Raw genomic sequence first — 23,266 nt, 5'->3', positions numbered from 1 at the left:
CCATGGCGGGTCAGACCCGCCGCTCCTGAAGGTGTTTTTGATGCTGTCTTATTTTCAAAAAAAAATCATCATGTTTTTGCGAGCCGGTTAGCGACGCCCGAACAGATGACTTTGCGGGATGCCACGGTTGGCGGTTTGCGGGCGTTGCGCGGCGCTCAGGCGCAGGTGCAGGCGCAGCAGGTCGGCGGCGATCTCCATCTGCCCGCGTTCGATCTGCGCGATGATTTGCAGGTGTTCGCGCAGCGCCTCCTGCAGGCGATGCACGCTCACCGAGGGCAGCAGGTTCGGCAGGCGCCGCAGGCCTTGATGCTGGAGCAGGGCGTCGCTGATGAAGCGGTTGCCGCAGCTCTGGGCCAGCAGTTCGTGGAAGCTGATGTCCAGTTCGCGAAACTGTTGGATATCGAAGTCTTCCACGGGGCGGGCGAGCAGGCTTTGCGTGGCGCTGCGCAACAGCGCCAGGCGTTGCGGGTCGGCATTGAAGCTCGGGCTGAGCAAGGCTTCGGGCTCGAGAATCAGGCGGAATTTCAGGCTTTCTTCAAGGGCGGCGAGGCTGTTCAGCGACGGGCGAAACAGCCAGGACTGGCCGGGGCCGCGCTCGATGGCCTGGCTTTCGCTCAGTTGCTGCAGGGCCTTTTGTGCCGCTGGCCGGCCGATGGCGTAGCGGCGCATCAACTCGCTGATGCTGATGCTGTCGCCCAGGCGTCCGGCCATGCGGTCGCGCAGCACCGAAGCGGCCAGTTCTTCTTCCTCGGCCTGGGGCAGGGCGGCGTTGAAGGCCTGGCCCGCCGGCGAGGCCAGCAATCGGTAGCCCTTGCCGGCTTCGTGGCTCAGCAGGTTTTCTTCCAGCAGCACTTTCAACGCGCCGCGAATCAGCGTGCGCGAGACCTGGAAGGTCCGGGCCAGGGCCTGCTCGGCCACCGGGTCGCCGGCCACCAGGCCGCTTTCCTGGGTGTGCTCGAGGATGCGCCGGGCCAGTTCCAGGTGATTGGTGCGCGGTTTTTTTTCGACTGTCGTACTCAAGCGTCTTTTCTCGTTGTGATCCGCTGTCGGACTCAGGTGCTCATCTTATGTCATGCGCCGGGTAATCGTCAGGCTGGAAAAAATGCGTTGACATCTTTTGATACTGGTCCTAATTTCTAAAAAAAAACACAAGCAATCGTTTCTCGTTTTGCCGTACTGCCTTCGAACACAACAATAATCAATCGTCGGGTGAGTATTTATGAGCAAGCTGAATGATCTTCTGTGCGTGGGATTGGCCGTTTCCCTGGCGATCGCTTCACAGGCTGCAAGTGCGAAAGACATGGTGATTTCCATCTGGGACGGCTACATGGCCCCGGATGCCCTGGACAAGTTCAAGGCTGCCAGCGGTGTGGACGTCGACAAGGCGCTGCACGCCACCAACGAAGAAGTCATGGGCAAGCTGATGGCGTCCGGTGGTGAAGGGTACGACGTGGTGTTCGTCTCCTCGCCCTTCGCCGAAGTCCTGCACAAACAGGGGCTGCTGGCGGACATCGATCCGGTCAAGGTCCCCAACCTGAAAAACCTCTACCCCGAAGCCACGCACCTGGAATATGACCAGGGCAACCGGTTCTCCGTGCCTTACACCTGGGGCACCACCGGCATCTGCTACCGCTCCGACAAGGTGACACCGGCGCCACAGAGCTGGAACGAACTGCTCAACCCGAGCGACGCGCTCAAGGGCAAGGTGACGATGCTCGCCACCGACCGCTGGATGCTCGGCGCCGGGTTCCTCGCCAAGGGCTGGTCGGTCAACGACAGCGACCCCGCGCAAATCGCCGCCGTTCGCGACCAACTGATCGCCACCAAAAAACGCATTCTCTCCTTCGACGACACCACCTTCTACTCCAAGCTGGCCTCCGGCGAATCGCTGATGGCCCACGCCTGGGACGGCTGGTGCAACTACGGCACCCAGGCCAACGCGGCGATCAAGTTCGTGGTGCCCAAGGAAGGTTCCGACCTGTGGGTGGACACCATGGTGGTGCTCAAGAGCTCGAAGCACCAGGACGAAGCCTTCAAGTTCATCAACTTCATGCTGGCCAAGGAAAACCACGCCTGGGTCGCTGAAAACATCCTCTACAAAGTCCCCAACCAGGCGGCCATGGCCGGGCTGTCCGCTGACTTGCTCAAGCAATACCCCAACCTGACCATCGCCCCCGCCGAGCTGCTGAAAATGGAGCAATTGCGCGACCTGGGCGGCACCACGCAAAAGGCCTACACCCGCGCCGTCACCGAAATCATGGCGGCGCAGAACTAACGCCACGTCGATTCGAGGCATGCCCGGCATGCCTCGCCACGCTCGCAAGCCGCCTCTGTCCTGAGGCGGGAGGATAGGGTCAATGAGTGCTTTGCATGCTGACAGGCGTCTGTCGGCCTGGCTTCTTGCGCCCGGCTTCGGCTGGCTGCTGATGTTCCTGGTGATTCCGTGCCTGCTGGTGCTGGTCTACAGCTTCGTTGAACGCGGCGCCTACGGTGGCATCGACTGGTTGTTCACCTGGGAAAACTATCAGCGCGCGTTCGATCCGCTGTACCTGGGCATCCTGCTCAAGTCGGCGAAGATCGCCGGGCTGGCCACGGTGTTTGCTGTGTTGATCGGCTACCCGGCGGCCTATGCGATTGCCCGCGCGCCACGGCGGCGTCAGGCGGTGTATCTGTTTCTGGTGATGCTGCCGTTCTGGAGCAACTACTTGATCCGCACCTATGCCTGGATCGTCCTGCTCAACCGCGAAGGCCTGATCAACCGACTGCTGCAAATGCTCGGCTACAGCGGCGAACCCATCAGCCTGCTGTACACCGAATCGTCCGTGGTGCTGGGGCTGGTCTACAACTACATCCCCTTTGTGATCCTGGCGATTTTCTCCTCGCTGTCGCGCATCAACAACGAACTGTGGGACGCCTCGAAAGACCTCGGCGCCTCGGGCTGGATGACCTTTCGCCGGATCATCCTGCCGCTGAGCGTGCCGGGTATCGCTGCGGGCGCGGTGTTTGTCTTCGTGCTGAGCATCGGCAACTTCATCACGGCCGACCTGTTGGGCGGCAAGCAGGTGCAGATGGTCGGCAACCTGATCTACTCGCAATTCCTCACGGCGCGGGACTGGCCGTTTGGCGCGGCGCTGAGCTTCTTCCTGATCGCGATCATGTTGATCCTGTTATTCATCCAGGCACTGGTGGCCCGTCGTGCAGAAGGGGCGCGCTCATGAGTCAGTCTCGTTCTGTCAGCGCCACCGTGCTGGGTTCGCACCTGGGGCTGGTGTACGCCTTCCTTTATATACCGATCCTGGTGTTGATCCTGCTGTCGTTCAACAAGTCCGGCTTGCCCACCGCCTGGGGCGGCGTATCGCTGAAGTGGTACGCGGCACTGGCGCACAACACGGCGATTCTGTCGGCGGCGCTCAACACCCTGGTCGTTGCGTTGTCGGCGACCTTCATTGCCTGTGTGCTTGGCACGTTCCTGGCGTTGGGCATCGAGTTGCGCCGCAAGGACAACCACAAAGGCCAGGTGGTCGACACCTTGCTGATGGCGCCGATGATCATTCCCGACATCGTGCTGGCGATTGCGCTGCTGAGCTTCTTCAACCTGCTCAAGGTCGGCCTGGGGTTGCACTCGATCATCATCAGCCACGCGGTGTTCAACATCGCCTTCGTCTGCGCGGTGGTGCGCACGCGGCTCAAGCACTTCGATTATTCGATCCTTGAAGCCTCGATCGACCTCGGCGCGAGCTGGTTCACCACGTTCCGCCGAGTGCTGCTACCGGTGATTTTTCCCGGTGTGCTGGCGGGCGGTTTGCTCTCGTTCACCCTGTCGGTGGACGAGTTCATCATCGCCTTTTTCAACTCCGGCTCCGGCCAGGCCTCGACCACGTTGCCCATGCAGATCTACGCCATGATCCGCTTCGGCGTCACCCCGGAAATCAACGCTCTGGCGACGCTGGTGATGCTGGTCAGCATCACCGCGCTGCTGGCTTCGCAGCGTCTCAACAAGGCTCCTCGCACCCATGAATAATTCATCTGCGGTACTGATCCTGGACAAGGTCAGCAAGTCTTATGGCAACGGCCTGGCGGTCAACGAGGTGTCGCTGAGCATCCGCGAGAACGAGTTCTTCGCGCTGCTGGGGCCGTCGGGCTGCGGCAAGACCACGTTGCTGCGCATGCTCGCCGGTTTCGAGACCCCCAGCGGTGGCTGCATCTATCTGGATGGCAATGACATCTCGCCGCTGCCGGCGAACAAGCGGCCGCTGAACCTGATGTTCCAGTCCTACGCGCTGTTTCCCAACATGACCGTGCGCAAGAACATCGCCTACGGCCTGGAAATGGAGCGCCTACCGGAAAGCGAAATCCGCCGCCGGGTCGATGAAGTGCTGAGCACCGCGCAACTGGGTGAACTGGCCGAGCGCAAGCCCGATCAGCTGTCCGGCGGCCAGCGTCAGCGGGTGGCGCTGGCACGGGCATTGGTCAAACGCCCGCGAGTGTTGCTGCTCGACGAACCCTTGGGCGCCCTCGACAAGAAGCTGCGGGAAAAGATGCAGCTGGAACTCAAGCGCCTGCAACACGAGAGCGGCATCACGTTCATCATCGTCACCCACGACCAGGAAGAAGCCCTGGTGATGTCCGACCGCATGGCCGTGCTCGACGGCGGCAAGGTGTGCCAGTGCGGCAGCCCGACCGAACTCTACGAAAACCCCAACAGCCGTTTTGTCGCCAACTTCATCGGCGTCAGCAACCTGCTCGAAGGCGTGCGCTCGCGCCAGCATTCGGTGCGGGTCAACGGCCACGAGCTGAGCGTCGAAACCGACGCACCGCTGGTGACCGGTCAATCCGTCGCCGTGGTGGTTCGCCCCGAACGCCTGCAAGTGCTGACGGAACAGGGCGGCGATTGCGCCAATCAGGTCAGCGGCAAGATCGTCGAAGTCGCCTACCACGGCCTCGACACCAATCTGCACGTGCAGACCCCCCTCAGCGACAAGCCGCTGATCGTACGCGTGCCGTCCTCACAGTTCGAATTCGCCCATTTTGCAATCGACACGACCATCCGGCTGGGCTGGCAGGCCCGGCATGCCCGCGTATTGACGCGCTGAACAATAAAAAGACCAGGCAGGAGCAGCACTCGATGAAACAGAAAGTGATCGCATTCTTTCCGGAAGCCGCCTATGGCCCGGCGCTGAACTCAGTGGGTATCGCCCAGGCCTGTGAAGCCCTGGGGCACAAAGCGGTGTTCCTCACCGACCCGGGCATGAGCGGTGTCTACGCCGGTTATGGTTTTGAAGAGCACATGGTCAACATGTCGGCGCCGATGCCGGCCGAAGAGATGGCCCGCTACTGGGTGGATTTCATCAACGGCCACATTCCGAACTTCCGCAAGTCGCCGCTCGACCAGATCGACAACTACGTCATGGAATGCTGGGCGGCCATCGTCGAAACCGCCAAGTGGGCGCAAAAGGACCTGCCGGCGGTGCTGGACAAGGTCAAGCCCGACCTGATCTGCGTGGACAACGTGATCCTGTTCCCGGCGATCAAGCAATACGGCAAGCCGTGGGTGCGGATCATTTCCTGCTCGGAAAACGAGATCGAAGACCCGGATATCCCGCCGCACCTGTCGGGCATGAGCATCGACGACAAGGCCGGCCACGCGCAATTCCGCCAGCGTTTCGAGGAGGTGGTCGGGCCGATTCACGACGACTTCAACCAGTTCCTCCAGGTCCACGGCGAGGAACCCTATCCGCTGGGCACATTCTTTGAAGCCTCACCGTTCATGAACCTGCTGCTGTACCCGGATGCGGTCAAGTTCGAGCGGCGTCATCCGCTACCGGCGGAGCGTTTCCATTACCTGCAAGGTTGCGTGCGCCACGACACGCCCTACGAGATTCCGCCGTTTCGCGCCCACAACGACAAGCCGCTGCTGTACGCCAGTTTCGGCAGCCTCGGTTCCGGCGATGTCGAGCTGCTCAAGCGCCTGATCGAGGCGGTGGGCAAGCTGCCTTACCGGGCGCTGTTCAACGTCGGCGAACACCTCGACGAGTACCCGGACCTGCCGGACAACGTGCAGATTTCCAACTGGTTCCCGCAGCCGTCGGTGATCGCCCAGGTCGACGCGGTGATCCACCACGGCGGCAACAACAGCTTCACCGAGTGCCTGTTCTTCGGCAAACCGGCGATTGTCATGTCCTACGTCTGGGACGGCCACGACAATGCCATGCGCGCCGAAGAAAGCGGCCACGGCTTCAAGCTCGATCGCTATGAGTGGAACGAAGAACAGCTCGCGGAAAAACTCCACGCGTGCCTCAACGACGAGGCGATGCGCCAACGGCTGCAGCGCACCAGCGCGCAGATGCAATCGCGCAAGGGGCCGCAAGACGCGGCCGCGATTCTCGACAAGGTGCTCAACGATGCCTGATTCATCCACCACGGCGGGTATCACGCCGTACCTCGAAGCCGTCAGCAGCCGCACCGACCTGGTGGACTGGGGCGTGCAGAGCGACGCCGTCGAAGGCGTCTCGCATTCCAGCGGACGCTTGCTGTTCAAGGGCCCGAACAATAGCCCGGAAACCGGACTGTGGGTGTGCACCCCCGGCCGCTGGCGGTTGTCGATTCCACGGGACGAGCTGTGCCATTTCCTCGCGGGGCACGCCACTTACCGTAACGACAACGGTGAAGTGATCGAAGTGCGCCCCAACACCCTGGTGCTCTTCCCGGCCGGCTGGACCGGTGAGTGCCACGTCCGGGAAACCCTGCGCAACGTGTACATGCTGGCCTGAACCTGAATACCCCACCCCTGTAGGAGCGAGCTTGCTCGCGAAAAACGCCAGGACAACGCCGTCATCCAGACAGCGCGCGTCATCGTTGACGTCCTTCGCGAGCAGGCTCGCTCCTACAAAAAACTGGAGAAGATGAATGACTACCCCGTTTCTATACGACCCGCTGAGCATCACCGATGTCAAGGATTGGGGCGTGATCCCGACCATGCTCGAGGGTGAATCCCGTGTTTCCGGCGTGGTGCTCCACAAAGGCCCCGAAGGCCAGTCCGAATGTGGTATCTGGATCTGCACCCCGGGCAAATGGTTCTGCCATGTCACCAGCGACGAGTTCTGCCACTTTCTCGAAGGTCGCTGCACTTACGTCCATGAGTCCGGCGAGGTGATCGAGATCAGGCCGGACACCGCCGCCTTCTTCGGCAAGGACTGGAAGGGTGTGTGCACCGTCCACGAGACCATCAAAAAGGTCTACATGATCCGGTGATCGCCATGACAGATGCTTTGGCGTCATTGCCAACCCGTGAAGACCAGCGCACCGCCTTTCTGGCCCGCGCCGGTTACGCCGGGGCCCTGCTGGTCGCTTTGCCGGCGGATGCTTCGACCCGGCGATATTTCCGCCTGGAGGGCGCGGGTCTGTTGCTGATGGATTCGCCTCCCGACAGTGAGCCCATCGGCCCGTTCGTGCGCATCGCCCGGCAGTTGCAGGGGCTGGGCCTGTCCGCGCCGGCCTTGCTGGCGGTGGACGAGGCGGCGGGGCTGGCGTTGATCGAGGATTTCGGTCACGACACCTACACCCGGCTGCTGCTGGCCGGGCACTCGGAGTCGGCGCTGTATCACCTGGCGGTCGATACGCTGGTGGCCTTGCATCGCGCAGCGCCAGCGGCGGAATTGGCGCCTTACGACGAACCGCGACTGGCGCACGAGTACGCGCTGTTTATCGATTGGTACGTGCCGCTGCTGATCGGCAAGGACGCGGCGCAGAACCTGCGCGATGAGTATCTGGCGCTGTTTGCCGATGCTTGTCGCGACGTTGCAAAACGCCGCGAAGCCCTGGTGCTGCGCGACTTTCACGTCGACAACCTGATGCTGCTGCAAGGCCGTGAAGGCGTGGCGGCCTGCGGCTTGCTGGATTTCCAGGACGCCCTGGTCGGGGCGGCGGCCTATGACCTGATGTCCCTGCTCGAAGACGCCCGGCGCGATGTGCCCGAAGCGCTGCGGGCAGCACTGATCAGCCATTACCTGTTGCAGCGCCCGGAGCTGGATGCGCCGGGTTTTCTCGAAGACTACCGGCGCCTGGCCGCCCAGCGTCACGCCAAGGTGCTGGGGATTTTCGTACGCCTGGCCGGCCGTGACGGCAAGCACGGTTACCTGGCGCACTTGCCGCGCACCCTGGGTTTGTTTGTCCGCGCCCTGGACGCCGAGGCCTTTGCGCCGCTGCGCCAATGGCTCGACCTGCAAGTGCCGGGCTGGCGTGAAGAATTGCCCGCCGAGACCCTGGCGACGTTGCGCGAAACCCCTTATCGATTGGTTCAAGGATCATCCCATGGCCACGTTCAACACTGACACCGCATTGCGTTTCATCAACTCCGAGTTTCTGCCGCTAACCGCCGGTCGTGTGCGCGAAGTGCTCGACCCGGCGACCCTGCAACCGGTCGGGCAAGTCGGCGTGTGTGGCGAAGCCGATGTGCAAGCCGCCACCGATGCCGCCACCGCCGCGCAAAAACAATGGCGCGTAGTGGATGCCAAAAGCCGCGCCGCGCGCCTGCATCAACTGGCCAACGCCATCGAGCAGAACCTGGCCTGCAACCGTGAAGTCGCACGCCTGATGACCCTGGAGATGGGCAAGCCGTTTCCCGAAGCCATGGGCGAGCTGGCCAACTGCGCGCCGATCTTTCGCTACTACGCGGAAATGGCCCGGGACGATGCCGGCAAGGTCGCCGGTACCACGCAGATCGGCTCGTTCCAGCATGTGCGTTACGAGCCGTACGGCGTCAGCGTGCACATCATGCCGTTCAACTTTCCGATCCTGCTGATGTGCTGGACGGTCGCCGCGTCACTGGCGGCGGGCAATGCCTGCATCATCAAGCCGGCGGAAGCCACGACCCTGTGCACCCTCAAGTTCATGGAGCACTTCGCCGCGCTACTGCCGGGGCTGGTGTCCTGTGTGCCAGGTGATGCAGCGACTGCGCAGTTGCTGGTGCAGTCAGCGCAGACCCACGCGGTGGCGTTCACCGGCAGCGTTGCGGCAGGCAAAGCGGTGGCCGTGGCCTGCGCCGAACGGATGAAACCTTGCGTGATCGAGGCCGGTGGCAGCGATCCGCTGATCATCTCCAGGCATGCGCCGCTGGACGTGGCGGTGGCGGGAGCGGTGACGGCGGCGTTCCACTTGAGCGGGCAGATCTGCACGTCGGCCGAACGCTTCTACGTCGTTGATGAAATCCATGACGAGTTTGTCGCGAAATTCGCCGAACGCACCCGTGCCTTGCGCATTGGCCATGGCCTGGAGCGTTCGGAGATCGGGCCGATGGTCAGCGAGGCGGCACGCAACAAGGTCATGCGCCTGGTCGATGACGCCGTGGCCAAGGGCGCGACGGTGGTGTGTGGCGGGCGGATTCCGCCCGGGCACAGCGTCGGCTGGTTCTATGAGCCGACCATCCTCACCGGCGTGACCGGCGACATGGCGATTCTGCAGGAAGAGTGCTTCGGTCCGGTGGCGGCGATCTGTCGGGTCAGCGATTTCGATGAGGCGGTGCGCTTGGCCAACGACTCGCCGTTCGGCCTTGGCGCCTCGCTGTTTTCCACGGACCTGGCCGAAGCCATGGAAGCCGCTGAGCGTCTGGAGGCGGGGATGGTCTGGGTCAACAACCCGCTGATCGACAACGATGCGCTGCCGTTCGGTGGCTGGAAGATGTCGGGTCTTGGGCGCGAACTCGGGCGTCAGGGGCTGGAAGCGTTCCGCCGTTCGAAAATGGTCATCATCGACCACCAGCCGAAAATCCAGGACTGGTGGTATCCCTACGCCGATGACGTGTTCTATCGCGATCCGGCCTGAAGCCCGATGCACACAGGAGGATTGTGATGAGCGACAACATGGGATGGCCGACCCTGGCGGTGATTCTCGCGGCCGGGCAGGGCACGCGCATGCAGTCGCCGCTGCCCAAGGTCTTGCACCCGGTGGCCAACCAGCCGCTGCTTGGCCATGTGCTGGCGGCGGTGGAGGCGGCGGGCATCGAGCAACGGGCGGTAGTGGTAGGCGCCGGCGGCGGGCAGGTGGTCGAGTACCTGCAACAGGTGGCACCGACGGTGCAGGTGTTCACCCAGCACCAACAACTGGGCACGGCCCATGCGGTGCTCGCGGCCCGACCGGCCTTGCAGGCGCAACAGGGGTGTGTGCTGGTGCTGTTTGGCGATTCACCCTTGATCACCCCTCAGACCTTGAATCGCTTGCGCAGGGCATTGATTGACGGCGCAGCGGTGGCGGTGGCGGGTTTCCATACCCAGCAACCGGGACCCTATGGGCGATTGCTGGTGAAGGACGGTCGTCTGCGGGCCATCCGCGAAGCCAAAGACGCCAGCCCGCAGGAGCTGGACATCAACTTCTGCAATGGCGGCGTCATGGGCCTGCGTGCCGACACCTGCCTGTGGCTGCTGGAGCGTATCGGCAACCGCAACGCCCAGGGTGAGTACTACCTCACCGATGCGGTGGCGGTGGCCAACGAGTCGGGGCTTGCGGTAACGGCCGTGGAAGTGGATGGATTCGACGTGATCGGGGTCAATGACCGCGAGCAATTGCAGGTCGCCGAGCAGTTGTACCAGCAGCGCAGAATCAAGGCGTGTTCCATGCAACGGGTTGCCTCGGCGACCGCAGAGAACGTCGAGCCGGCCGTGGCGGCGGCAGCTGACCCAATTCAAGGATTGAGTCAGTTGCCATCGCTACCCGGTTAGTGGAACGGGAAGATGTAGTTCATCCAGGCGGCCATGCGCAGAAGGATTTTGCGCATCATCGCGATGTGATGGAAATGCTGGCTGTACAACGCCGCTTGACCGTAGGCGCCGCCGGGCATCTGGCTGGCGTACTGGGCATAGTCGGGGTCGGTGATTTCAATGATCACCGGAACCCGGCCGGCCGGTGGTGAGCCGGTGAAGCTGATCAGCGTGCCCGACGGTTGGATCTGGCCTTCGGCGATCACCGAAACGACGGTCTTGACCTTGCCTTCGAAAACCTTGCCTGGAATGCCGTCGAAAGCGACTTCGGCCTCGTCGCCTTCTGTCAGGCGCAACAGGCTGTTCTGACGCATCCACGCGGAGAAGTAGTGCCCTTCAGCGGGAATGAAGACCATCGAAGGGCGCAGCGGCAACTTGGTCGCCATCATGCCCGGACGCAGCGAAACATGGGTGACGAAGCCTTTGCTCGGCGCACGGACCGTGGTGTTGTCGAGTTCGTACTGCGCGCTGTCCAGTTGTGCCTTCAGGTCATCACTGCGCGCGACCACCATGTCCAGTTCCCGTTGGGTACTGAAATTACGCTTGATCAGCTCGGTGATCCGCGCGCGATCGGCCTGGGCGGCAATCAGCTGTGCCTTGAGGGATTTGAGCCGGTATTCGAACGGCGCGGGGTCGATGCGAAACAGCACATCGCCTTTTTCCAGGGGCTGGTTGGTCTTTACCGGCACGTCGATCACCTGGCCGCTGACCACCGGTATCACCGGAACCGATACGAAATAGGAACGCGCCACCTCGGAGTAGGGGTGGTTGTAGTTCATCGTGAAAATCAGCGCGCCGATAATCACGATCCCACCCAGCACCGCCGTGGGCACCGTCCATTTGTTCAGGGGGATGCGGAAGATCTTGAAGATGGCTACGCACAGAGCGGCATACGTCAGAATGAGTAAGAGATCCATGGCTCAAATGCCCTCGCCGAGATTGTCCGTTGGCACCCGGTTCTGGGGCGTGCCCGTCGCTGCCTCCAGGCGCTCGATCCGGCCTTGCAGCTCGGCGACCTGCTGTTCGAGGTGAACCACATGACTTTTTGCTGAATGTCCGTCACTGAAACCCCAGCCCCGGTCCTCTCGATAGGCCATGGCCCAGATCCACAGGAACGGCCACAGCGCGTGCAGGGTGAACAGGCTGACCCAGCCGGTGGCGTGGATCGCATCCTGGTGAGGGTGGTTGCGGTGGACGGCGATTTCATAGGGGATGTCGTGGAGCAGAATGATCCCGTAGAACAGAACAAGCCCGACAAAGACCAGCAGGCCCAGGGCGAAGTAATCAAGCATGAACCACTCCTCTTGAAGCAGATAACGTGTGCGCCTGAGTGTAGTCGTTCAATCTACACTTGACGGGGATGCGGATCTCCAGCCTGGGCAGCCGGTGCCTGGCCGAAGCGTCGACCGATGACGTGCAAGCACTCCCCGACGAGGTGAATTCATGCCAACCAATGGACAATTCGAGAGGGCGCCTGTACTGGACCCTGTCGAGCGCATTACCGAAGTGATCTTCGGCCTGCTGATGGCCATGACGTTCACCGGCACCATCAGCGTGGCCACCGCGGACCAGGCAGCCGAACGCACGATGATGATTACCGCGCTCGGCTGCAATCTCGCCTGGGGACTGGCCGATGCGGTCATGTACCTGTTGCGCGCACTGGTCGAGCGCACGCGCAGGATCAAGCTGTACATGGCCTTGCGCAACGGCGCGGACGCCACGGCCGGCCAGGCGCTCGTTGCGCAGGTGTTGCCGTTGCAATTGGCGACGGCGGCCGGCAGCGAGGGGCTGGAGTTGTTGCGCCGTCGGCTGCTCGATCAGCCCTCCTTGCCGATCAGGGCCGGTCTCGGCTGGAGCGACTTCAGGGGCGCCCTCGGAGTTTTCCTGTTGGTCGTGGGCTCGACATTTCCGCTGGTGGTGCCGTTCATACTGCTCGATCAGACGGCACTCGCCATTCGCCTGTCCAACCTGATAGGGCTCGTGGTGCTGTTCATCGCAGGCTGGATGCTCGCCAGATACGCTGGCGCCACGCAATGGCAGGGTGGGGTGATCATGGCCGCCACGGGGGGTGTGCTGATCTTTGCAATCATTGCGCTGGGCGGCTGACAGACGGACATAATTCAACACACTAAAGACTCATTCTCATTTACTATTGCCCTTCCATTTACGTCGGGCAGCCCGGTATGGATGTTCTCGCCGCAATCCATCTTTATTTTTCCCAGTGGGTGATCGAGCCGGTCACCCGGCAGTTCCTTGGCATTTTCGATGTCAACGGGCGACTCGGTCTATCCTTTCTCTGCATGTCTTACGGCGTCGCCTATTGCCTGTTCCGCCACCGAAAATCCCGGGGTTTGACCGACGCGCGTTCATTCGGGCAGTTCATCGGCGGCCGCCGGGTGTACCTGCATCGCTCGGCGTTGCTCGACTACCGCTACTACTTTGTACTCGCCATCCTCAAGGTTGCCCTGGTGTTGCCCATCGTCGGTCTGGTGGATCCGTACGTCTTGCGCTCAGCGGACTACATCGCGTTCTTCACCCAGCTGTGGGGCGCGCGTACGCAAGTGGAGGAGCACCTGGCGCTGACCCTGCTCTATGGGCTGGGCGTATTTCTGGTCAAGGACTTCAGTCATTATTGGGGCCATCGTGCTTTCCATTCGCGCTATCTGTGGGCCTTCCACAAAGTCCATCATTCGGCGCCGGTGCTGGTGCCGGCGACGGCCAGCCGCGTGCACTTTCTGGAAGAGGTGGTCGAAAAGCTCACGGACATCATCTGCGTCGGCGCCTTTGCCGGTGTCTTCTGGTACGCCTGCGGGGGCGAGATCAGTCGCTACACCTTGTTTGGCGTGACCTACATGGTGTTCATCTTCAATAGCCTGGCGGCCAACCTGCGCCACAGCCACGTCTGGTGTTCCTTCGGGCCGGTGCTGGAGCGGGTGCTGAGCAGCCCGGCGCAACACCAGATTCATCACAGCGATGCACCGCGACACTTCAACAAGAACTTCGGCATCAATCTGTCACTGTGGGACTGGATGTTCGGCACGCTCTACGTCACCCGGTCCACACCCGAGGCCATTCACTTCGGCACTGGTGAGAACGATCACGAGCGTTACCTGACGCTACGGGGATTGATCGTCACGCCTTTCGTGGATATCGCGCGCAAACTCATCTCTGCAAAACGCCCGAAAGCACAGCCTCAAAGCGGATCTGATCCGTATTTTTCAGCGCAATCTGCCTCTGTAACGGATACAGCCGCCAGCCCACAATAAGTCTTCGGTACGCCGTCGGGGCAGCGCACGCGGCCCCTGTACCGCCAATTCATAGTGTGGGAGGCCCCATGGCCAAGATGACGATTTTTCTCGGCGGTTTTCTGCTGTTGACCATCCTGATCGGCATGCTGGCGACGATTCCGCCGGCGTGATTACACACCGCAGATCACTCTGATTGCCTGGCGTGCCAGCTCCGTACCCATAGAGTGTCGACCCCGCCTCCGCGCTTACCGGTACTCATCATGCCGCCGCCACCAGGGCCCCGTTTCATTGCGGCCCTTGGGCGCGCGGTCGAGCCATTGGTACATGCCCCACAATCCGTCCAGGCCCCGGGCGTAGGTGGAATAGGTGTGATAGATCTCGCCGTCTTCCAGCACAAACGTACTCAGTCCTGGCCTGTCGCGGGTATAGGTCGGCGCATCGGTGCCACAGGTCGCGGCGAACTGTTTCACCGGTTCCGGTATTTCACTGGCATCCATGGCGTGCCCGCCGCGCTGGTAGTTGTACTCGACCAGGCCTTCGCGCTGTTGGGCTTCGGTGAAGTAGACGTTGAAGTCAGCGGTGAAGTCGCTGTCGGCAGCCGAGGCCCAGGGAAAGGTCCAGCCCATTCGGCGCTTGTAGGCCTGCAGTTTCGCCAACGGCGCGCGGGATATCGCCATCAGGGTCACGTCGTGGTTCGCCAGGTGGACGACGAGGGGGTCGAAGCCATCGGCGATGGCCGAGCAGGAAGGGCAGCCGGCCGTGTAGTCGGGGCCGAACATGAAGTGGTAGACCAGCAGCTGCGAGCGCCCTTGAAAGAGCTCGGCCAGGGTGGCGCTGCCGTTGTCGGTATCGAAACGGTACCCCTTGTCGAGGCGAACCCAAGGCAATGCCTGGCGTTGTCTGGCCACTTCATCACTGCGTCGGGTCAGGGCCTTTTCCGCTTCGAGCAGTTGCAGGCGTGCCGCCAGCCATTGGTCCCGGGTCGCGGTTTTGTGCGTGTTCATCGTTCTGCGCTCCTGGTGAAAGGTCGTGATTTAGACTAAACCCGGGTGTCAAATGATGGGAGTGACAAGCGTGGCGGGAATTCCATGGACTCGATGATCGCGGCCGCCGCACAGGCGCTGGCGGCGGGCAATCCGCTGGGTGCACTGGACCGCGTGGCCTTGCGCGACGATGCGCCGGCGCTTGCCCTGCGCGGTATCGCCATGGCGCAACTGGGCGATCTGGTGCGGGCCAGGGCGCTGGTCAAGCGTGCGCAACGGGCCTTTGCGCCCAGGGAAGTGCTGGCCCGGGCGCGCTGTGTGGTGGCCGAGGCCGAAATCGCCCTGGCTTCGCGGGAACTCGGGTGGCCGGTCAAAGCGCTCGAAACGGCGCGGGTCACCCTTGAGCACCACGGTGACCGGGTCAATGCCGCCCATGCGCGCTATCTGCAAATCCGCCGTTTGCTGTTGATCGGGCATCTCGACGAGGCACAGCGGTTATTGGCCGAACTCGACCCCGACCCGTTGCCGCCGGCCTTGCGGGCAACCCATGAATTGGTGCTGGCGGGGATTGCCATTCGTCGCCTGCAATCGCACGAAGCCCGGGAGGCGTTGAACAGGGCCGGGCAGGCAGCCAGTCAAACGGGGATTGCCGCGCTGATCGCTGAGGTCCAACACGCGGCGTATCTGCTGGATGCCCCTGCGGCACGCCTGATTGCCCAAGGTGAAGTACGGCCACTGTTGCTCGATGACGTTGAAGCGTTGTTCTGTTCAACGTCCCTGGTGGTGGATGCCTGCCGGTACGTTGTGCATGGCTGTGGCATGTCGGTGCCGCTCGTGACGCGGCCTATCCTGTTCGTGCTCGCCCGTGCGTTGGCCGAGGCGTGGCCCGCCGACGTTGCGCGGGAAACGCTGATCGCCCGGGCGTTCCGTCTGAGGCTCTCGGATGAATCCCATCGCGCCCGGCTTCGTGTGGAAATCGGCAGGCTGCGTAAGGCGCTCAAGCCGTTGGCCGACGTCATCGCGACAGCCCGCGGTTATGCCCTGCAATCGTCGGTGTGTACGGAGGTGGTGGCGTTGGCGCAACCGGTCGAGGAAAAATTTACTGCGGTATTGGCCTGCCTCGCTGATGGCGAGTCGTGGTCGAGTTCCGCCCTGGCACTGGCTTTGGGTACCAGCCAGCGCACCGTGCAACGGGCGCTCGATACACTGGCGGAGCAGGGCAAGGTGCAGTGGTTTGGCCGTGGTCGCGCACGGCGCTGGATGACGCCGCCCGTGCCGGGATTCGCGACGACCTTGTTACTCCCGGCGCCGCTGCCCGGTGGCTAGGATGAACGCCACCAACCCCCAATGAGGAATGCCAGGATGAAACACGCAACTGCTGAAATCATTCGTGAGTATGGCCCGTTTGCCGATGTCGACCACGTGTGCGGCGTCACTTGGGACGGCGAAAAGGTCTGGTTCGCGTGCAACAGTAAAATCAACGCCCTGGACCTGGAAAGCGGCAAGGTGCTGGGCTCGATCGATGTCGCTGCTCATGCCGGCACCGCGTTTGACGGGGAGCACCTGTTCCAGATCGCCGAAGACCGCATCCACAAGATCGACCCCCGCACCGGTCGTATCCTCTCGACCATTCCTGCCCCCGGCGCCGGCACCGACTCGGGGCTGACCTGGGCCGAAGGGACGTTGTGGGTGGGGCAGTACCGTGAGCGCAAGATTCACCAGATCGACCCCGAGACCGGCAAAATCCTGCGTACCATCGAATCCAACCGTTTCGTCACCGGCGTGACCTGGGTGGATGGCGCGCTGTGGCATGGTACCTGGGAGGGCGATGAGAGTGAACTGCGGCGCATCGACTCGCAAACCGGTGAAGTACTGCAGAGCCTCAAGATGCCGGAAGGCGTCGGCGTGTCGGGACTGGAGTCCGATGGCGGCGAACGGTTGTTCTGCGGTGGCGGCGATAGCGGCAAGGTGAGGGTGGTGCGCCGGCCTTCGTGAGGCGCTGCTGCCAGGTCACCAGGTACAACCTTTGTGGGAGCGAGCTTGCTCGCGAATGCAGAGTGTCAGGCAACATTGATGTTGACTGATTTGACGCTATCGCGAGCAGGCTCGCTCCCACAGGGTTGGTGGGTGTACGCAAAAGCTGCGAGCAGCCGAAATCACTGTGGGAGCGAGCTTGCTCGCGATGGCGGTGGTTCAGTCGATATCAATGTTGAATGTGTTGGCCTCATCGCGAGCAGGCTCGCTCTCACAAAGGCAACTGCCTTGGCGAAATTCATCCATATACAGTCATCTGCACACCGATAGCATTTTTCCGTCCTGCCATGTTTTCTGCTGGTCAAAATCGGTCTAAAAGCCCGGTTGGCAATCGCTCCTGTTTTGCTATCCTCAACCCTGTAGGTGAAGACGCAGACTGATGCGCAAAAGGATAGCAAGGAGACGTGGGGCGCGTTCCGAAGGGTACACGGTTAGAAAGATCCCCGCGCTGGGATCCAGCCCTTATGCCGTGTGAAGCAGAAGAGTTCCATTACAGTTTCACGACTCTTTTGTGGGAGGCCTGATAAACCTTGTAAGCCGGAGACCAGCACCGGCCACCTACTTGTTACATCCACCCACAAAGCCCGCTCAGAGCGGGCTTTTTAATGCCCGCAAAGTGAGTTCGGTCAGCGGCTCAAGGCGCGCCAAACAGCATCGTCCAGTAAACACCGTTGTCGCTGCGCGCGTTGGCGGCGTAAGCGGCGCCAACCTGGGTGAACATCGGGTTCATCAGGTTGGCGCAGTGCCCGGGGCTGGCGAGCCAGCCGGCCATGGCCTTGCTGGGTGAACCTTGCCCGGCGGCGATGTTTTCACCGATCTGCCGGCCACGGTAGCCGGCTGCCCTGGCGCGGTCGGAGGGCATGTCACCGTCGGGGTCCTGGTGGGCGAAATAGTTGCCGTAGGCCATATCCTTGCTGTGGCTTTGTGCTGCGGAGCCCAAGGCTGCACTCCAGGACAGCGGCCGTGCGGCGGCGAAACGCTGGCGACCGCACAGGCGCGGCTTGGCCCGGGCGGCGTTGACCTGCGCCAGCAACGCCTGTGCGGCGCTACGTGGATCGCCGGTCTGCCCGTCGAGCACCGGGCGCGCCAGCACCACTTGCCACTCACTCCCGGCACGGCTGACGCCGATGTCGGCGTATTGATTGTCGAGCAGTGCGGCGCAGTGCTCGTCCTGGAACATATCGAAAGCTTCTTCGGCATCCCGTGCACCCACCACGCGGATGGACCGCACCATGGTGGCCTGATAGCCGGAAGCCTTCAACCGGTCCCGCAACCCACCGCCATAGCCAACGGGCAGGGCCAGGTTCGACTTGAGCGTCAGGGGGGATAAGCGTTGCGTCGGCCGCCGGTCGCAGCGTTGCGGATGGGCGCGATAGTCGTTGATGGCGTCTACCAGTTGCCGTTGCCCATCGGCGTGGGCGGGGCTTGCAAAAACGGGGAGCAGGGAAAACAGGCACAGCGAAGAAAAGCGCAAGGCAACGACAGTTTGGCGCATGGACGGACAACTCTGATGAGATGACAACGAGGAAAGTGGGGAAAAGCGCTGGGCTATGACTGGTGCCTTGAAACAAGGTTCACGGCGGGCGTGAACCTGTTTATTGCCGGAGCCGAATGTCCGACGAAGGGTATTGAAACGGGCGGGCAACGCGGACCCCTGTAGGAGCGAGCCTGCTCGCGATGGACGTTAACGATGACGCGTGCTTGCTGATTCAACGCGTTGTATTTGAGTTCATCGCGAGCAGGCTCGCTCCTACAGGGCCGGATCAGTCCATGCAGGCGTAAACCACCAGCTCCACCAGCATTTCTTCCCGGGCCAGGCCCGCCACGACCACGGCGGCGCGGTTAGGGTAGGGCGCCTGGAAGTACTCGGCGTAGACCGCATTCACGGTTGCCAGGTAGCTGCGGTCAGTGACGTAGATCAGCACCTGGGTGACTGCGTCCAGCGAGCTGCCGGCGGCTTGCAGGGTATGGCGCAGGTTGTCCAGGGTCTGCCGGGTTTGTGCTTCGATGCCGCCGCTCACCACCTGGCCCTGGCGGTCGATGGGGATTTGCGCGGTGTACAGCGTGCCGTTGCCGACAACGGCCCATTCCAATGGCGCGCGCGAGGCAAAGAGGTCGGTTTTGATTGCCTGTTTCATTGATGATTCCTGATGCGGGTTTGAGGGGATTACCGGGCGTCGCTGCCTTCACCGGCGCCACGGCGACGGGATTCTTCGGTGCTTTCCACCAGCACCCGCTCACCCAGTTTTTTCAACTGGGCCCAGACTTCATCATTGACCTGCAGCCCGCCCGCGACTGCTGGCTGACTGAATTCAAGCGTCGGGGCCGCGTCTTCGGCACTCAGGCGTGGCAGCAGCGCGAAGTGTCTGGAAATCAGCACGTTGATGCTTTGCTCATCGCCCTGCGCCGGTTGCGGCAGGTCATACACTCGCAAGGCCGGGCTGGCGTTCCCGGTGCCGAAGGTGGCCACCAGTTCCTGCCGGGCATCGCGCCAGTACACACAAAAATTCAGACCCTCTCCGGCACAGCGCGCCAGGTAGCCCAGCAGCAGGATGCGGTTGTGGCAATGGCGGACGCGGATCAGCGCGCTGCCGCCGCGCAAGGCCTTGCCTACCCCCAGTTCGATGGCCTGGGCGGCGCAGCGCAACACGCTCTGGCCATGGGCATCGAGGGTCAGTTGCGTGGCGTCTTCGTAGCAGGTTTCGATGGGGCGATCGACTTCATCGTGAAGGAAGTCCAACGCTTTTTTCAGCGCGCCGATACCGTCGAGGCCTTGCTGTTGCAGCCTGGCAATCATCTCGGCGGCGTCGTCGCAATCACCGGGCGCAAAACCGATGCCTTCGAAGGCCTTGCGGCAGATCACCTGGATTTCATTGAGCGATACACGCATTTCAGAGTGCTCCGGCAGCGTTGGTCAGTTCAGGCATGACCGCAAAATTCCAGTCGTCGGGGAATGGCTGGCCGATCTCGCTGACCAGAGGTGCCCCCTGAAACAAGGTGATGCGCACCCAGCGGCTGGACTTGGGGTCGAACTTGCCGGCGCCGAAGAACGCCAGCTTGCAGCGCAGCAAATGGATCGGCAGCATGCCGCGGTCCATCAGGTTGGCGCGGATCTCCCCGAAGGCGCAGCGGGCCATGCCTTGCAGGCGGCAGACCGTGCCTTTGAACTGCGGCTGCGCCAGCAGAAAGTGCGCGGTCAATTGCCGTGGGTATTGCTCGCGGTAGGTAAGCAGGGCGCGATGACAGCGTTGAATGTTGTGCGCGATCCCCAATTGCATTTCCTTCTCGGCACCGGGCTCCATGGCCCGTTCGCCCAGGCGTGGTTCTTCCTTTTCCGCCGAGCGATACCAGAAAAAGTGGTTGGCCTCGGCGCCGCTCAAGTCGTAGTCGAGCGCCCAGCGGTACTCGGTCTCGATGAGATCGCACAGCTCATCCAATGGCATCTCGGCGTTCAGGCGAAACCCCTCGTTGACCGACATCTGCTCGGCCAGCGGATCGACCTGTTCGGGGTACAACTCCAGCAGCAGGCTGACCAGCAGTTCCTGGCAACCGGCGCCGACGTTCACCTCGGCCCAGGCTTGCAGGCGCGACCACAAACCCGCGTTGACCGACTGGCCCGCGAACCACTCGGCCAGTTGTTCGAGGTCGGCCAGCGTCTGCTGGTCGATGGCGCTTTGCCGTGGGTCCTCGGTGCTGGTTTGCTGCAAGTGCCGACGGGCCCGTAGCAGCAACGCCTGAAAGCGTTGGGCATGAGGCAAGTCAGCCGCTTGCACCACAACCTGCGCCAGTGCGGTTTCCCTGGCCCACAGCCATTGGTTGACCAGTTGCGGGTGATTGATCAGGAACGGTGCCATCCCCAGCCCCGTGGAATTGCCGACCCCAAGGTAACGCTGCAGGGCAGGGTCCAGGCCCACCGCCCGCTGTGGGTTGCGCGCCCGGGCCATGTGTTCGATCTGCTCGATGCTGAAATGCCGCAGCAGGTACACGGTAAACATCTGGGCGCTGAAGGGTTGCGTGAAGTCCGCAGTGCCTTGCAGGCAACTGAAGTCGGCGATGCCGAACTTGCCGTTGCCGTACACCGCGGTGGTGCGATACAGGTAGCCGACCTCGGCCAGTTGCCGCGGGTCTGGCTGACAACCTTCGGCCAGCGCTTCGAGGAAGCGCTCGAAGTTGCGCAGGCTGCGGTTGGCCCGCGACAGCACCAGCACTCGCGAATCAAAACGCCCGGCTTCCTGCAACGGCACATTGCGCCGCAGGTCAGCCAATTGCTGCTCATCGACATCGCCGGCGAGCAGGACAAAAGTGACATCCCACTGATCGGCGATGACCCGGTCGCTGCGCTTCTCCGGCGGCAGGTACATGGAGAAAATCACGCAGTGATAGTGGGCATTGGCGGTGTCGATGCGGTAGATCGCCGTACCGAAGCCCTCGGCATCCAGGTCGAAGCAGGTGCGCTGGATGCGCCACTGCTCGTTCATCATCCGCCGCATGCTGCTGCGCACGAAACTCAAGCGGCTTTGAAAGTGGCTGCCCAGTCGCTCCAGGTCCATGACCCGAGCGGCGGGCCGCAAGGCCGAAGCGGTGTTTGTGTCGGTGTGCGACATCATTGCGATTCCTGAGCTGTTCATCATCAGACTGCCTGTTCGCGAGCCATCTGCCGGGCGATGCGCAGTGCATCCCATAGCGACGGCAGAATCAGCAGTGAAACCGGTACGGCGGTAATTACGATAAAGGATTGCAGCGCCGTGACCCCGCCCGAACCAATGGTGATCAACACCACGGCGGCCAGGCCCATGCCGATGGCCCAGAAGGCCCGCAGCCAGGGTTTCGGCTTGTCATTGCGGGACATCGCCATCGCCACGGTGAACGCCATCGCATCGCCGTTGGTGGCCACGGAAATGAAACTCAGGAACAGGAACAGCGCCGAGATCAGTCCGCCCAGGGGCAGGTTCTGGGTCACGCCTAGCAGCAGGTCTTCGGGCTGCGCGCCGTGGGCGGTGACGATGCCTGGCGTCTGCAATTCCATGCCGATGCCGGCGCCGCCGACCACGGTGAACCAGAACATGGTCACCAGCGGGGCGATGATCGACAGGGTCATGATCACTTCGCGGATGGTCCGGCCACGGGAGATCTTCGCCACATACAGGGCGACCATCGGCGCGTAGCCAATGAACCAGCCCCAGTAGAACACCGTCCACCAGTCGAGCCATTTCGGGTCGGCGCGGAACAGGGTCATCGGAATGAACTGCTCCAGATGCAAGGCGAACGCGCTGGGAAAGCCGCCGAGAATGAACGCGGTGGGCCCCAGCAACACCATGAACACCGCCAGGCCGATCATCAGCCAGACGTTGATTTCACTGACGAAACGGATGCCCTTGAGCCCGACCAGGCAGGACGTGGTGTACATCACCGTGACCAGCACGATGGTGATGGACTGCACCATCAGGTCATTGGGAATGCCCCAGACCGAATGCAATGCACTGCTGATTTGCAGGCCGAGGAAACCGATCGGGCCGATGGTGCCGGCGACGACGGCGATGATCGAGGTGGCGTCCGCCAGGGTGCCGATCGGTCCCTTGAGCGCACGTTCACCGAACAACGGGTAGAGCAGGGTACGCGGTGCCAGTGGCAAGCCTTTGTCGTAGTGCAAATGCATCAGCACGATGGCCAGCAGACTGCCCAACACTGCCCAGGCCAGGAAGCCCCAGTGCACGAACGATTGCGCGAGCGCAGCGTGTGCGGCGGCTTCGGTGTGAGGCTGCACCCCCGCGAACAACGGTGGTGGGCTGGCGAAGTGCATCATCGGTTCCGCTGCCGCCCAGAATGCGCCGCCCCCGGCGAGCAGGGCGCACATGATCACGGCGATCCAGTTGAAGGTGCTGGAATCGGGCCTCTGGTCGACGCCGCCCAGCCTGACGCGTCCGCACTTGCTGAAGCAGATGATCAGGCTCATGGCAAAGGTCGCCAGCATCAGGATCTGCCAGTACAACCCGAAGAACTTCGTCGACCAGGCGAACAGCGTGTTCACCAACAGCGATACGCCATCGATGTCGATCAGTGCCGCGATCAGGAAGGCGCCGAGGAAGCCGCCACTGATTAAAAACAGCGGCCAGTCGATGTCTTTTTTCGGCGGTGCAAGGTCCAGTGGCTGGACGTCGGCTTGCAGGGAGTCGGATGTTTTCATGATGCCTCCAAAATACGCGCCTGGGGCTGTGCATCGCCGGTCGGGGAGATGAACGGGAGGCTATTG

The 23,266-nt window shown here is 62.3% G+C and carries 23 protein-coding genes; 14 read left to right on the top strand and 9 right to left on the bottom strand.

Annotated elements, in window-relative coordinates; genetic code table 11:
- Positions 1–87: 87 nt before the first annotated feature.
- A complete protein-coding gene (locus AC3ITA_RS16925; protein ID WP_095946269.1) occupies positions 88–1,020 on the bottom strand; it encodes a GntR family transcriptional regulator in 933 nt (310 codons plus the stop codon).
- Between the two features lie 199 nt (positions 1,021–1,219).
- Here AC3ITA_RS16925 and AC3ITA_RS16920 point away from each other — a divergent pair, with 199 nt between their 5' ends.
- The 10 genes from AC3ITA_RS16920 (at position 1,220) to AC3ITA_RS16875 (ending at position 10,712) form a co-directional block, all read left to right on the top strand.
- Complete coding sequence (locus tag AC3ITA_RS16920; protein ID WP_414928923.1) at positions 1,220–2,275, top strand: polyamine ABC transporter substrate-binding protein; 1,056 nt, start codon at positions 1,220–1,222, stop codon at positions 2,273–2,275.
- A gap of 82 nt (positions 2,276–2,357) precedes the next feature.
- Positions 2,358–3,218, top strand: a complete 861-nt coding sequence (locus AC3ITA_RS16915) for an ABC transporter permease (protein ID WP_056727353.1) — start codon at positions 2,358–2,360, stop codon at positions 3,216–3,218.
- Positions 3,215–4,021 (top strand): ABC transporter permease, encoded by an 807-nt coding sequence (locus AC3ITA_RS16910; RefSeq protein ID WP_150673311.1) that lies wholly within the window; start codon positions 3,215–3,217, stop codon positions 4,019–4,021. Before AC3ITA_RS16915 ends, AC3ITA_RS16910 begins: the two co-directional genes overlap by 4 nt.
- Positions 4,014–5,093 carry an ABC transporter ATP-binding protein gene (locus AC3ITA_RS16905; protein WP_489277958.1) on the top strand — a complete coding sequence of 360 codons (1,080 nt, stop codon included), beginning with the start codon at positions 4,014–4,016 and terminating at the stop codon, positions 5,091–5,093. Before AC3ITA_RS16910 ends, AC3ITA_RS16905 begins: the two co-directional genes overlap by 8 nt.
- 32 nt (positions 5,094–5,125) lie before the next feature.
- Entirely contained in the window at positions 5,126–6,409 is a 1,284-nt protein-coding gene (locus AC3ITA_RS16900) for a nucleotide disphospho-sugar-binding domain-containing protein (protein ID WP_489277956.1), read from the top strand.
- Complete coding sequence (locus tag AC3ITA_RS16895) at positions 6,402–6,770, top strand: cupin domain-containing protein (RefSeq protein WP_150673308.1); 369 nt, start codon at positions 6,402–6,404, stop codon at positions 6,768–6,770. Before AC3ITA_RS16900 ends, AC3ITA_RS16895 begins: the two co-directional genes overlap by 8 nt.
- A 136-nt stretch (positions 6,771–6,906) precedes the next feature.
- Entirely contained in the window at positions 6,907–7,251 is a 345-nt protein-coding gene (locus tag AC3ITA_RS16890; RefSeq protein ID WP_056727343.1) for a cupin domain-containing protein, read from the top strand.
- Positions 7,252–7,256: 5 nt separating this feature from the next.
- Positions 7,257–8,330: an aminoglycoside phosphotransferase family protein gene (locus tag AC3ITA_RS16885; protein ID WP_150673306.1), complete on the top strand. Its 1,074-nt coding sequence runs from the start codon at positions 7,257–7,259 to the stop codon at positions 8,328–8,330.
- Positions 8,311–9,819, top strand: a complete 1,509-nt coding sequence (locus tag AC3ITA_RS16880) for an aldehyde dehydrogenase family protein (protein ID WP_489277952.1) — start codon at positions 8,311–8,313, stop codon at positions 9,817–9,819. Before AC3ITA_RS16885 ends, AC3ITA_RS16880 begins: the two co-directional genes overlap by 20 nt.
- 26 nt (positions 9,820–9,845) lie before the next feature.
- Complete coding sequence (locus AC3ITA_RS16875; RefSeq protein ID WP_489277950.1) at positions 9,846–10,712, top strand: NTP transferase domain-containing protein; 867 nt, start codon at positions 9,846–9,848, stop codon at positions 10,710–10,712.
- Here the strand turns inward: AC3ITA_RS16875 and AC3ITA_RS16870 are convergent.
- Together AC3ITA_RS16870 and AC3ITA_RS16865 are read right to left on the bottom strand one after the other, a co-directional pair.
- Positions 10,709–11,668, bottom strand: a complete 960-nt coding sequence (locus tag AC3ITA_RS16870; RefSeq protein WP_095946353.1) for an HlyD family secretion protein — start codon at positions 11,666–11,668, stop codon at positions 10,709–10,711. The two genes, AC3ITA_RS16875 and AC3ITA_RS16870, sit on opposite strands and share 4 nt — an antisense overlap.
- A 3-nt stretch (positions 11,669–11,671) precedes the next feature.
- A complete protein-coding gene (locus tag AC3ITA_RS16865) occupies positions 11,672–12,043 on the bottom strand; it encodes a DUF3302 domain-containing protein (protein WP_095946352.1) in 372 nt (123 codons plus the stop codon).
- A 151-nt stretch (positions 12,044–12,194) separates the two neighbouring features.
- Between AC3ITA_RS16865 and AC3ITA_RS16860 the strand changes: the two genes are divergently transcribed.
- Both AC3ITA_RS16860 and AC3ITA_RS16855 read left to right on the top strand, forming a co-directional pair.
- Positions 12,195–12,857 (top strand): hypothetical protein, encoded by a 663-nt coding sequence (locus tag AC3ITA_RS16860; protein ID WP_489277947.1) that lies wholly within the window; start codon positions 12,195–12,197, stop codon positions 12,855–12,857.
- 77 nt (positions 12,858–12,934) lie between these two features.
- Positions 12,935–14,017, top strand: a complete 1,083-nt coding sequence (locus AC3ITA_RS16855; RefSeq protein WP_489277945.1) for a sterol desaturase family protein — start codon at positions 12,935–12,937, stop codon at positions 14,015–14,017.
- A gap of 227 nt (positions 14,018–14,244) precedes the next feature.
- On the opposite strand, the gene AC3ITA_RS16850 is transcribed toward AC3ITA_RS16855, so the two are convergent.
- Entirely contained in the window at positions 14,245–15,003 is a 759-nt protein-coding gene (locus AC3ITA_RS16850; RefSeq protein ID WP_489277944.1) for a DUF899 domain-containing protein, read from the bottom strand.
- Between the two features lie 84 nt (positions 15,004–15,087).
- Between AC3ITA_RS16850 and AC3ITA_RS16845 the strand changes: the two genes are divergently transcribed.
- Positions 15,088–16,308, top strand: coding sequence for a helix-turn-helix domain-containing protein (locus AC3ITA_RS16845; protein WP_489277942.1), 1,221 nt, complete (start codon positions 15,088–15,090; stop codon positions 16,306–16,308).
- 36 nt (positions 16,309–16,344) lie between these two features.
- Entirely contained in the window at positions 16,345–16,977 is a 633-nt protein-coding gene (locus AC3ITA_RS16840) for a Vgb family protein (protein ID WP_150673302.1), read from the top strand.
- Between the two features lie 673 nt (positions 16,978–17,650).
- On the opposite strand, the gene AC3ITA_RS16835 is transcribed toward AC3ITA_RS16840, so the two are convergent.
- From AC3ITA_RS16835 to AC3ITA_RS16815, 5 genes are all read right to left on the bottom strand, one after another.
- Positions 17,651–18,511, bottom strand: coding sequence for a CAP domain-containing protein (locus tag AC3ITA_RS16835; RefSeq protein WP_489277941.1), 861 nt, complete (start codon positions 18,509–18,511; stop codon positions 17,651–17,653).
- 268 nt (positions 18,512–18,779) lie between these two features.
- Positions 18,780–19,154, bottom strand: coding sequence for a RidA family protein (locus AC3ITA_RS16830; protein WP_095945725.1), 375 nt, complete (start codon positions 19,152–19,154; stop codon positions 18,780–18,782).
- A 29-nt stretch (positions 19,155–19,183) separates the two neighbouring features.
- A complete protein-coding gene (locus AC3ITA_RS16825) occupies positions 19,184–19,906 on the bottom strand; it encodes a DUF3726 domain-containing protein (protein WP_489277938.1) in 723 nt (240 codons plus the stop codon).
- Position 19,907: 1 nt separating this feature from the next.
- Positions 19,908–21,623: a hypothetical protein gene (locus AC3ITA_RS16820; protein WP_489277936.1), complete on the bottom strand. Its 1,716-nt coding sequence runs from the start codon at positions 21,621–21,623 to the stop codon at positions 19,908–19,910.
- 23 nt (positions 21,624–21,646) lie between these two features.
- Positions 21,647–23,200, bottom strand: a complete 1,554-nt coding sequence (locus AC3ITA_RS16815) for a BCCT family transporter (protein WP_095945728.1) — start codon at positions 23,198–23,200, stop codon at positions 21,647–21,649.
- Positions 23,201–23,266: the final 66 nt, after the last annotated feature.

This window comes from Pseudomonas sp. GL_090 (genome assembly GCF_057837765.1).
The sequence above is the reverse complement of the archived record's forward strand: the minus strand, read 5'-3'. Positions and strand labels throughout refer to the sequence as shown.